Source organism: Halorientalis sp. (assembly GCF_028275115.1).
Taxonomy (GTDB): domain Archaea; phylum Halobacteriota; class Halobacteria; order Halobacteriales; family Haloarculaceae; genus Halorientalis.
Genome location: NZ_JAQCNH010000115.1, coordinates 1 through 11,865, shown reverse-complemented (window position 1 = coordinate 11,865; position 11,865 = coordinate 1). Strand labels below are relative to the sequence as shown.

Annotated in this window: 9 protein-coding genes; 5 read left to right on the top strand and 4 right to left on the bottom strand. The window is 63.7% G+C overall.

Annotation, left to right across the window (positions count from 1 at the left end; all coding sequences use genetic code 11):
- Window positions 1-399: 399 nt before the first annotated feature.
- A complete protein-coding gene (locus Q0964_RS15445) occupies window positions 400-570 on the bottom strand; it encodes a hypothetical protein (RefSeq protein ID WP_299269293.1) in 171 nt (56 codons plus the stop codon).
- A gap of 699 nt (window positions 571-1,269) precedes the next feature.
- Here Q0964_RS15445 and Q0964_RS15440 point away from each other — a divergent pair.
- The 5 genes from Q0964_RS15440 to Q0964_RS15420 all read left to right on the top strand — a co-directional run bounded on the left by Q0964_RS15440 (window position 1,270) and on the right by Q0964_RS15420 (window position 8,913).
- Window positions 1,270-2,736: an ATPase domain-containing protein gene (locus Q0964_RS15440; protein WP_299269291.1), complete on the top strand. Its 1,467-nt coding sequence runs from the start codon at window positions 1,270-1,272 to the stop codon at window positions 2,734-2,736.
- Window positions 2,726-3,871 (top strand): sensor histidine kinase, encoded by a 1,146-nt coding sequence (locus Q0964_RS15435; protein ID WP_299269289.1) that lies wholly within the window; start codon window positions 2,726-2,728, stop codon window positions 3,869-3,871. The genes Q0964_RS15440 and Q0964_RS15435 overlap by 11 nt, the downstream gene beginning before the upstream one ends.
- Entirely contained in the window at window positions 3,861-6,071 is a 2,211-nt protein-coding gene (locus tag Q0964_RS15430) for a PAS domain-containing protein (protein ID WP_299269286.1), read from the top strand. Before Q0964_RS15435 ends, Q0964_RS15430 begins: the two co-directional genes overlap by 11 nt.
- 292 nt (window positions 6,072-6,363) lie before the next feature.
- The gene (locus Q0964_RS15425) at window positions 6,364-8,655 is read left to right on the top strand and encodes a PAS domain S-box protein (RefSeq protein WP_299269285.1); all 2,292 of its coding nucleotides are present in this window, start codon (window positions 6,364-6,366) and stop codon (window positions 8,653-8,655) included.
- Window positions 8,656-8,766: 111 nt separating this feature from the next.
- Window positions 8,767-8,913 (top strand): hypothetical protein, encoded by a 147-nt coding sequence (locus tag Q0964_RS15420; RefSeq protein ID WP_299269283.1) that lies wholly within the window; start codon window positions 8,767-8,769, stop codon window positions 8,911-8,913.
- Between the two features lie 143 nt (window positions 8,914-9,056).
- Here Q0964_RS15420 and Q0964_RS15415 read toward each other — a convergent pair whose 3' ends face one another.
- The 3 genes from Q0964_RS15415 to Q0964_RS15405 form a co-directional block, all read right to left on the bottom strand.
- Window positions 9,057-9,935 carry an ABC transporter permease gene (locus Q0964_RS15415; RefSeq protein WP_299269281.1) on the bottom strand — a complete coding sequence of 293 codons (879 nt, stop codon included), beginning with the start codon at window positions 9,933-9,935 and terminating at the stop codon, window positions 9,057-9,059.
- Window positions 9,932-10,984, bottom strand: coding sequence for an ABC transporter ATP-binding protein (locus Q0964_RS15410; protein ID WP_299269279.1), 1,053 nt, complete (start codon window positions 10,982-10,984; stop codon window positions 9,932-9,934). The genes Q0964_RS15415 and Q0964_RS15410 overlap by 4 nt, the downstream gene beginning before the upstream one ends.
- A 254-nt stretch (window positions 10,985-11,238) precedes the next feature.
- Entirely contained in the window at window positions 11,239-11,643 is a 405-nt protein-coding gene (locus Q0964_RS15405) for an iron-containing alcohol dehydrogenase (RefSeq protein WP_299269277.1), read from the bottom strand.
- Between the last annotated feature and the right edge of the window lie 222 nt (window positions 11,644-11,865).

Genomic DNA, 11,865 nt, shown 5'->3' with positions numbered 1-11,865 from the left:
TCTCGCCGCCGTCGTAGACGGATACTATCGGATTCGGGCATCCACGTCCGAAGGAATCCCATTCGGGCCGCCGGATTCCTACGACCACGGTAACTCCGAATCCACCACAGAACACAGGATAGGAGTAACGGCGGTATGGCCCCGCCAGGAGACTCGTCGTGCGGCGGGTCTGCAAACCGGTAAATCTCCCAACGCCTGCGGTGCAGTTCGGGAAGCCGCTTTTTTGGGACGCAGAGGAGGGCACATCTACTCCGGGCTCAGTGTGACATCGAGATCGGACCGGACCGGAACGGAGCCAGTCGGTTCGACGCGAGCATCTTCGGTACCTGAGCGACGGCCATACCACGAGAGGTTTCTCACGAAACTGTCTCTGCGATGCGACCGTCGTCCGTTGCGCCGCTAGTCCTCGTCGTACCGTTCGTGGCCGCCGTTACCTGCACCGTGCCGGCCCTCCTGCAGGCCGACAGCCTGCTTCTCACCGTCTGGACTGTCGTGTGGCTGGCCTGTACCACTCCGAGTCCGCAGGATTTTTTGATGTTCTGGCACGCCGAACTGGCAGTCGCCGAACACACCGCTGAAACCTCGGAGGAATAAGTGGGCTGCCGCTCCGGTCGACCGCTCCACTCCCGACCCGTTCCGATACGTCGGCCGGAACCGGACCGCCCGTCGGCAACCACCGTTGTATCGATGCGGTTAGAGGACAAACGAGACGGCCGCTATAAGGATGAATATGATGACGAGCCACTTGGCGATCTACATGCTGAGCCCGGCGACCCCGCTGGCACCGGAATCCCCGCAGTGAGCGCGAGAGCCAGAAACAGGGCCGCGAGCCCGATGAAGCAGCCTCCGAACTGTAGCGGAGCTAACTGCGCCGATGCCGACGCGTCCAGTGCCAGTTGGTCGAATGCCATGTTACACCTTACACGTTCCTGTCGGCAGCCACTACTGCACGATGTCGCATGCAAGGACCGAGACAGTGGACCGTCCGGGCCACGACGCTGGGGGACGTTCCCAGCACAGACAGCAAATACACACTGCCGAGATCATCGTCGACCGAGGCCACGAATAGAGCCCACTGCGTCGGCCTGTGCGAGGAACACGCCCGGTCGACGCTGATTCCGTAACGAACCGCTCGGGCCCGAAAAGACCTGTATTCGGCGGCGTACGACGCTGTACCCGAACTGAACGGTTGCCGACGGTTCGGCTCGTAGCTACCAATAACGAAAACGCAGGGCAAGAGATTTGAACGGGGGTGGCGATAACCGATGTATGATTTCGGATACCGTCGACGCCTCGGCGCGGATTTCGAGCGGGGTTCCGGGCGTGGATACTATTCTCGGCGGCGGGTACCTTCCGGAGACTGCCACGCTCGTACGCGGTCCGCCCGGGTCGGGTAAGTCGATTTTTTCTTTGCACTTTCTCGCCTCCGGTCTCGATGCCGACGAAACCGGACTGTACATCAATCTCGGCGAACCCGAAGAGTACGTTCGGGATACCGCCCGGCATTTCGGCTTCGATATCGAGGCGCTGCACTTTCTCAACCTCTCTGCGTCCGGCGACAAGTTTCAAGACGAGGAGACGTACACCCTGTTCGAGTCCGGCGAGGTAGAGACGCCCTCGCTCGTCGAAAACATCCGCGCGGAGATTCAGGAGATCGATCCGAAGCGTGTGGTCGTCGACCCGGTCACCGAGTTCCGGTATCTCGCGCCGGACCAACACCAGTTCCGGTCACAGATTCTTGGGCTGGTCAATTTCCTCAAAGCCGAGGACGCGACAGTCGTACTCACCTCTCAGGCCGCCGAATCGATGCCCGACGACGACCTCCAGTTCCTGGTCGACGCCGTTATCAACGTGGACAAAGATTCGGGCCTCCGGACGATTCACGCCTCGAAATTCCGCGGCTCTTCCGTTAGGTCTGGACGTCATACGCTCCAGATTACCGACGACGGGATGCGAGCGTGGGCACGGCTCGACCCCAACCGTCACGAGCGCAAGCACACGTCGACGAAACTCTCCTCGGGTGTGCCAGAACTGGATTCGCTTCTGTCGGGCGGCCTCACAACCGGGACGATATCATTTCTGAGCGGCCCGACGGGCGTCGGAAAGACTACGACCGGACTCCAGTTTATGAAGGAGGCAGCGGGGCGGGGCCAACGGTCGGTGCTGTACAGTTTCGAGGAGCACCGTCAGACACTGTTCGAGCGTGCCGAGGCCGTCAACATCCCTATCACCGATATGATCGACCGGGGAACGCTCCACGTGGAAGTGATCGGACCGGGGGAACTCACGGTCGACGAGTTCACGCATCACATCCGAACCGAGGTCGAGGACAACGACGCGGAAATCGTGATGATCGACGGGACCAGCGGCTTCGAACAGTCCATCTCCGGCGTCGGTGCGGACTCGATGCAGCACCTCGTCAAAATCGGACGCTATCTCCGCAACATGGGCGTGACCGGTCTCGTCACGAACGAGGTCCACCAGATCACCGGCGAGTTCCGTGCGACCGACCAGGGGATGAGTTACCTCGCCGACACCATCGTCGTCCTGCGCCACGTCGAATACAAAGGCTCGCTCCGAAAGATGATCGGCGTCCTGAAGATGCGCACCAGTGACTACGAGAACCAGCTCCGGGAACTGGAAATCACCGAGCACGGACTGCGGGTCGGCGACTCGCTTCCCGAACTCCGGGGGATTCTCACCGGCACACCGACGTGGGATGACGATGCAGAGTGAACCGCCGGACGGGCGTCCCGCTGACGACCCCGGAGTAGAGATGGCACCGGTCCGGATTACGTCTGAACTCTCGAATACGGGCAATCAACGCGTCCTCACCGACTGGATACGGAGCCAGGAGCGATACGAGGTGGTCTCGACGGACCACGCTGGGCTCCCGGCGGCCGACTTCGATCTCGGTATTTTCGACGAACGCTCGCTCCGCGACCACGGCACCGAGATTCGAGAGCGAAAGACAGACGCGAGCGCCTTTCTCCCGGTGCTTCTCGTGGGTTCCGACGGCGCCGACGCTCCACGCGACACTCCGGGTACATCCGAGACGGAGCCGGCGGTTCGGCGACTCGTCGACGAAATTCTGCCGACACCGGTCGACACGGCGGAGTTACAACGGCGGCTCGATACACTCGCCCGCATCCGGGCGCAGTCGATGGCCCTCGAGCGCAAGACAGAGCAGCTACTCTTGTTGAATCGCATCACCCGTCACGACATCCGCAACGAGATGAACGTCATCAGGGGTTGGACCGAACTCCTTCCGGACGATATCGACGACGCCGACGACCGGATACCCCGACGAATCCTGAACAGCACCCAGCACGTCGTGGACCTCACGGACGTCGCGCGGGAGTTCGCCGAAACACTCCAGACGGCTGGCGACCCGGACCTGCAGGCGGTCGAACTCGATAGCGTGTTGACCGCGGAACTCACGAAACGCCGCAGGGCGTTCGAGGACGCCGAGTTCGTCGTCGACAGTGAGATTCCACGGGTAGACGTCCGTGCGAACGACCTCCTGGCGTCGGTGTTCAGAAACCTGTTGAACAACGCGGTACAGCACAACGACAGCGACACACCCCGCGTGGCGGTCGCTGTCGGGGAGTGCGACGAGACGGTCAGCGTCACGATCGCCGACAATGGCCCGGGTATCCCGCCGGACATGCGGGACGCCGTCCTGGGCCGCACCGAGCAGGGGCTCGACCATCCCGGTGCGGGACTCGGGCTGTACCTCGTCGATACACTCACCACGCAGTACGGCGGCGCACTCCGGATCGGTGAGGCCGATTCGGGCGGTGCCAGTATCGAGGTCGAGCTTCCGAAAGAACCACAAACCGATTTGAAAATCGTCAACGATGAGTTCTGACGGAGGGACTGACCCGCAGCGTCGCGTGCTCCCGCTTGTTTCGGACGCGGGTAATCGGCAACTGCTCGTCGAGTGGCTCGACGACCACCGCGAGTACCAGGCCGTGGAGTTGGCTGGGACTGTCGCGGAAACCGATTTCGACGTGTGTATTATCGACAGGGGGTCCTTCCGTGGCCATCTCGACGCACTCCGGGCGAAAAAAACGGCAGCGGCCCCGGTCTTGCTCCCGTATCTCCTATTGTTGCCGGAGTCCGGGGCAGAGATTATCGACGCGGACGCCGGTCAGGTCGCGGACAACGTGGTCACGGAGGCGATCGACGAGATCGTTGCTCTGCCGATGCAACAGGCGGAACTCCACTGGCGACTCTCGGCGTTACTCCGTCTCAGAGAGCAGTCGCTCACGCTCCGAACACGAGAGCAGGAACTCGAACGGCAGGTCGACCTGTTCCAGAAGGCACAGGACATGGCAAACGTCGGCGCCTGGGAGCACGACCCCGTGGCCGGAGAGTCGTGGTGGACAGACGAGGTGTACCGCATCCACGCGCTCCCGGACGACAGGACGCCGTCGCCGGAGTTGAGCCTCCAGCATTTCCACCCCGAGGACCGGCCGATTATCGAAGACGCATTCAGGACGGCTGTCGAGGATGGGGAGTCCTACGACGTCGAACTCCGACTCGTCGACGCGGCGGACAACCAGCGGTGGGTTCGGACGCGCGGTGAACCACAGTACGAGGACGGCGACCTGGCCCGCGTTCGGGGGACGATCCAGGACATCACCGAGCGCAAAGAGCGCGAGCGGGAACTCCAGCGCATCGAACGGGCGGTCGAATCCGCCGGCCACGCCATCTTCGTCACCGACCCGGACGGAACCATCGAGTACGTCAACGAGGCGTTCGAGACACTGACCGGATTCAGCCAGGCTGAGGTCGTCGGTGAGACACCACGCATGTTGAACTCCGGTGAGACACCACGCATGTTGAACTCCGGTGAGATGTCCGAGGAGTACTTCGACGAGCTCTGGGCGACCCTTCGCTCTGGCGACGTGTGGGAAGCGGAGATCATCGACCGCCGGAAAAACGGCGAAAAGTACACCGCGATGCAGACCATCGCGCCGGTGACCGACGGCGACGACGTTCACGCGTTCGTGGCAGTCCGGGACGATATCACGGAGCGAAAAAAGCGGGAGGAGACGCTCAGGCGGCGACGGCAGGCGCTCGACGAAGCGCCGGTCGGCATCGGTATCTCCGACCCCGACCGGGCGGACAACCCGCTGATCTACGTGAACGACGCGTTCGTCGAGATGACGGGGTACCCGCGCGAGGACATCCTCGGAGAGAACCGCCGCTTCCTCCAGGGTGAGAACACCGACCCGGAGACGGTCGCAGGCGTCCGGGACGCCATCGACACCGAACAGCCGGTATCGACCGACCTCCGGAACTACCGGAAGGACGGCACGGAGTTCTGGACCCATCTCGAAATCGCGCCGGTAAAAAACGACGCCGGTGACGTCGTCAACTACATTCAGTTCCAACAGGACGTGACCGAGCGAAAACAGCGTCAGGAGCAGCTCTCGGTTCTCGACCGGGTGTTACGCCACAACCTGCGCAACGATATGAACGTGATACGGGGCCATGCAGAAACACTCAAAATCGACCTGTCGGACGACGTTGCAGCCACCGCCGACGAGATTATCGAGAAGAGCGAGCAACTGCTCGGACTGGCTGAAAAGGAGCGGGATATAACTGAACTGTTGCGCGAGGAGCCGACACTCACAGAGATGACGGTCCGCGACCGGCTTCGGACCATCGCCTCGAACGTCAGATCGGAGTACCCGGACACGACCGTCACCGTCGACTGCCCCGACGCGATGACGGTTCGGGCAACAACGCGGTTCGAACAGGCGCTCGGAGAACTCGTGACGAACGCGTCCGTGCACAACGACTCGCCGTCGCCAGCGGTCACCGTCACGGCCACACAGACCGACGAGACCGTTCGCATCGACATCGCCGACAACGGGCCACCGATTCCGGAGATAGAGCGTGATGTATTGAGAGACGACACCGAGCAAACGCCGCTGTACCACGGAAGCGGCCTCGGCCTGTGGCTCGTCAACCTGATTATCGCCCGGTCGGGAGGAACCATCACGTTCGAGGAGAACTCGCCAGCCGGCAACGTCGTCAGGATAGAACTCCCACGGTGAGTCTGGAAACGCCCGGACTCGAGCGTTCTCCGGCCCAGCCGTGGATTCGGCCGACGAATCCGGGCCTGTTGCGCTCAGTCTGGGCGGCGCACACCGCCCGGTAGCACACCACCTGCTGACCGAACGAACGCGTCGCTGCTTCGGTGGTCAGATGCAGGGGCCGGTGTGCCCGCAGGTCACATCCGGTGCCGCCGACCGCCGGCCACGGTCGGTGCGGTCGTTCGGTCGGCAGTGTCACGAAACAAAATCGGTCTCGCATTTATTGGTACTGAACCCGAATTTAGAGAGAAGAATGACGGAGTCTACGCGGGTTCTTCTCACCTGTGGAGAGGCGGACGTTGCAGAAACTGTCTCGACCGCTCTCGAGGAACAAAACACCCGGCTCGCAGTCACGACCGCACCGAGTGCGAGCGACGGGATGGAGCGGCTCCGCGCCCAGCGATTCGACTGTGTCGTTTCGACGCACGACCTCCCCGGCAAAGACGGCATCGAGTTTCTCGAAACGGTCAGAGAGCACTACGAGCAGCTCCCGTTCGTGCTGTACCCGAGCAACGGTAGCGAGACTGTCGCCGCCGATGCGATTTCGGCGGACGTCACAGAGTATCTGCAGAGCGGTGACGGTGCCGACCGGCACGAACCGCTAGCCCGGGCGATAGCGGACGCCGTGGCGGCCCCTCACACCGTCACCGGTTCGGCGGCACGCCGCGGGCAACTCGATCAGATTCTCAGAACGGTCCCCGGGTGCGTCGTCCAGATAGATGACGCCGGCCAGTTTGTGTACGCGAACCGACGGGCGAAGGAGGTTCTCGGCCTGGAGCGGTCGGAGGTGACCGGGCGAACGTACAACGACCCGGAGTGGGACATCAGAAACGTACACGGGGACCCCATCCCGGACGAAGAACTTCCGTTCCGGCAGGTCTGGGACTCCGGTGAACCGCTGTACAACTATCGGCACTCGATACGGTGGCCCGACGGGTCGGAGAAGATGCTCTCCGTGAGTGGTGGACCGCTGTTCGACGAACAGGGGACCGTGGAAAGTGCCGTTTTCTCACTGACAGATATCACCGAACAGACCCGGCGGGAACGGGAACTGGCCCGGTACGAGCAGGTCGTCGAACATCTCGACGACATCGCGACGATCATCGACCCGGACGGAACAATCGAATACGTGAGCCCCGCCGTGGAACGGGTCCTCGGGTACGAACCCGACGAACTGATCGGAGACGTCGGATTCGGCTATCAACCGCCGGCGGCCGCCGACGCGGTTGCCGACGCAATCGAGGACGTTCTCGCCGACCCGTCGGAGACGCGGACGGTCCGGACGAAATTCAGACGAGCCGACGGGTCGTGGTGCTGGGTCGAGTCCACGCTCCGCAATCGTCTGGACAACGAGGCCATCGACGGCATCCTCGTGAGCAGCCGGGAGGTCGGCGAACAGCAGGAACAGAAACAACGGACACAGCGGCGTGAACAGCAGTTCAGCACACTCCATCGAGCGACTCGACAACTGCTCGGCTCGGAGACGCCACAGCAGGTGGCCGAAACCGCGAGCCGAACCGCGGTCGACGTTCTCGACTTTCAACTGAACGGGATTCACTTCTACGACGCGGCCGCGGGCGGACTGTCTCCGGTCGCGGTGTCCGAGGCGAGCCGAGACCTGTTCGGTGAGGTGCCTGTCATCGACGACGGAGTGGCCTGGAGGACATTCCAGTCCGGTGAGGAACGAATATACAATGACATCGACGAGGCCGAGGCGGTGTACAACCCGGAGACGGCGGTACGGAGCGAGATGCATCTGCCCCTGGCCGACCACGGCGTGTTCATCATCTCGTCGACCGAAACGAACGCGTTCGCGGAGACCGACATCGAGTTCGGGCGACTGCTGGCCGCAAACACCGAAGCCGCACTCAAACGTATCAGCAAAGAACAACAACTCCAGTCCCGGGAGACCGAACTCAAACAACAGAACAACCGACTCGAAGAGTTCGCGAGCATCGTCAGCCACGACTTGAAAAATCCGCTGAACGTTGCACAGGCCCGAACGGAGTTTTTAACAGACGAGTGTGACAGCACACACGTCCAACCGATCGAACAGTCGCTCGACCGGATGGAGGAAATCGTCGTGGACACGCTTACACTCGCCAGACAGGGCAACGTCGTCGCGGAGACGGAGCCGATACACCTGACCAATCTGGTGGGCAAATGCTGGAAAACTGTTTCGACGGACGATGCGACGATTCAGGTCGTCGACCCGGTTACCGTCAACGGGGACCGGGGTCGGCTCCAGCACGTGTTCGAGAACCTGTTTCGCAACGCCGTCGACCACGGCGGGACGGACGTGACCGTTCGGGTCGGACGGACCGACGACGGTATCTACGTCGAAGACACCGGACCGGGGATACCCGAGGCGGACCGTGAGACGGTGTTCGAACCCGGGCACACGTCGGCGGAAGACGGCACTGGATTCGGGCTGACGATCGTCAAACGGGTCGCCGAAGCACACGGCTGGGAGGTCACGGTAGTCGCCGGAACGGACGGTGGTGCTCGCCTCGAGTTTACCGGAGTCGAAATTGACGACGACTGAACGTCGGAATACTGCGGCGCGACGGACCGTGGACCACGTCGTCAACGAGGCGGCCGCCGAGACGACGAGTGGTGCGACTGCGAACGATGGCGTGAGTGGTTCGACGACCGGATGCCCGCGGACCGCGACCGTGAGACGGTCGCCCGAACCCGGGAAGCACTCATCGACGAGAGACTGGCGGCGTCCATCATCCAGACCGAACGGGACCGCCGTGCCGAACGGCGCCAGCGCCGACTGGCCGCGGCACTCGACGGCTAGGCGGCGCTCCGTGCGTATCTGGAGTCCCGAGCAGCAGTCCCGGCCGTCCCCGACTGCGCAGTGGTCCACCTGGCGTGCGTGGCCTGCCCCGGACCCCTCCCGTTCCGGGGGCAGCGACTCTCCCGCCGCCGGGTAGCGCCGCTTCACTGTACGTCGGAACTCGACGCCCGTGAGAGCAGGTAGACTGCCATCGCACCGAAGGCCAGGTCGATGGTGGCAAGCACCGCCACTGCCGGAACGACCGAATCGAGCGCGCCGCCGAACGCCGTCGTCTCGATTACGACCATCACGTCCGCATCGAGCATCATCGCCCGTGCGGCGTCGACCCCGTAGGTCACCGGATTGAACCGAGCGAACGTCTGAATCCAGGACGGAAGCGTCGACAGCGGCAGGAACGCCGACGACAGGAACAGAAGTGGGAACTGTAGCAGGTTCGCGCCGATGATCGTCGACTCCTGATCTCGCGTCAACACCGCCAGCGCGTTCGAGAAGGAGACGAACCACAGTGAAAAGAGCAGGCCAACGGCGACGACTCCGACCGCGCCGGCGACGCCCGTCGCAATCTCCGCACCCAGCACGACCCCGAGGACGAGGATGATACTGATTTGGACGGCGATGCGGAACAGTTCGGCCGCGGTCTTGCCCAGAAAGACCGCGGTCCGGTTCATCGGCGAGACCAGCACCTTCTCGAACATCCCGTTCTCGATGTCGTTGACGAGCCCGACGCCGGAGGTGACCGCCGCAGCCAGCGCCACCTGAATCGAGATGGCCGGCACGAGGAAGGTCTCGTACCCGACGTTCGGCCCACCACGCGAGACTGCTGCACCGGCTACGTTGCCGAACACTTCGGTGAACAGGACGAGGAATATTATCGGCTGGACGAGCGACACCACGAGAACGAACGGGTTCCGCACAGCCTTCAGATTCCAGCGCTTGAAGTTGACCCACACGTCACCGGCGAAGGTGTTGGCTGACTGGTCGACGCTCCGGGCCGCGGTCGCGTCGGCGTCGGGCGAACTCATCTGTCGCCCTCCTGGGCCGTCGCTTCGGCCGGGGTCGCCGGGCCGCTGGCCCCGTCGAGTTCCTCGACGTGGTCGCCCGTAATCGCGAGGAACACGTCGTCGAGCGTCGGGGCACGAACGTTGAACCCTGTCACGGTCAACCCCTCGTCGCGCAGCCGGACGAGCAGGTCGGTGCCGTGCTGGCGGGCGGTGGCGGCGGTGACGCTGATTCCATCTGCGGTCTCCTCGACCGTCGCCGACTCGAAGGCCCCGAACTCGCGGGCGACTACGGCGGCCCGGTCGCGAGCCTCGCTCCCGCCGTCGAGACCGACCTCCAGTACGTCCCCGCCCACCCGGCGTTTGAGATCGACCGGCGACCCGTCGGCGACGATCTCCCCGTCGAGGATGACCGCCAACCGGTCACAGAGCTGGTCGGCCTCTTCGAGGTACTGCGTGGTCAAAAAAATCGTCGTCCCCCTGTCGTTGATCGCCCGGAAGTAGTCCCACAGTCGGTTGCGCGCCTTCGGGTCGAGGCCGGTCGTCGGTTCGTCCAGAAAGACCAGCGGCGGTTCGTGGACCAGCGCCGTCGCGGCGTCCAGTCGCTTTTTCATTCCGCCGGAGAACTCCTCGGCGCGCTTGTCGGCCTCGTCGGCCAGGTCCACGAGGTCCAGCAGCTCGGCGATGCGGTCGTCCCGCTCGGTGCGGGGGACGCCGTAGGCCTCGCAGGCGAACTGTATGTTCTCACGGGCGGTCATCTCCGGGTCGATGCTCGTCTCCTGTGCCATGTAGCCGATGGTCTCTCGAATCTGCCGCGAGTCGGCCCGCACGTCGAACCCGTTGACCCGCACGGTGCCGTCGGTCGGCGAGAGCAGCGTGGCGAACACTTTGATACTCGTGGTCTTGCCCGCCCCGTTCGGGCCGAGAAAGCCGAAGAACTCCCCTTCCGGGACAGAGAGCGACACGTCCGCGACCGCGACGGTCCCGTCGCCGTACACCAAGCGCAGTTCGTCGGCGTCGATGGCGTTCCCCGTCGCCGATTCACCAGTCCCGTCGCTCGCCGTGCGTTCCATGCATTCGTTCCGGACGCGGCACTTAAATTCTCACCGTCAGGGCTCTCGGCGACGACTGCACCCTCTCCCGCCGGTTCGACCGGGCCCGCTCACTCTTCATCGACGACGTGGTGTGGGCCGAGCGGTCCGTGCTCCGGGCAGGCTCCGACGATAGACGTGGCGTTACAACAGCCGACTCGTCGCCCGGTCGCCACCAGTCCAGTCGTCAACTCGGCACCGCAGAGCCGACAGCGCGGTGACCCGTCACCCATCGCTCACCACGCCTCGTGGAGGACGTCTTCGAGTTCCTCGGCCGTGGGGTTGAGCGCGGTTGGCGCGTAGTCCAGTAAGCTGTCGTCCAGCGTGTCCGCCGCGATGCCGGGGAGGTCCGACTGGGCGATGCCGTCGACCGCCCGGAGACTCGACGGGAGGCCCAGTGCGTCGCGTATCTCGACGACACGCGCAACCACGGCGTCGGCCAGCGCTGCGTCGCTCGTACCGCCGGTCTCGACGGGGCCGATGACCTCGGCAGTCGCGCCAACGGTCCCGCCACAGACCACCAGCGCCCGCTCGGCACCGGTTCCAGCGAGTTCGTCACTCAGGTCGGTCACACACCCCCGGCCGTACCGGATCGGACCGTAATCGTGGGCGAACCTGAAGCCGCCAGCGTAGTCGTCCATACCCGACACTGGGAGGGCCGGGATATTAGGCGTGCCGTCCCGTCCCCGCTCAGTCCCCGCCGAACAGTTTTATTTAGCTGTTTTGCAGGCGCTAAGCCCCCTTCCTCAAGGAGCGACCGGAGGGAGCGGGTAGAGGGGATACAGCGTCCCCGGAAATCTCCGATTTCTGGTGTGCGAACGAATCGCGGAGCGATTCGTCCACGCCGTCATCGTTTCACTTCC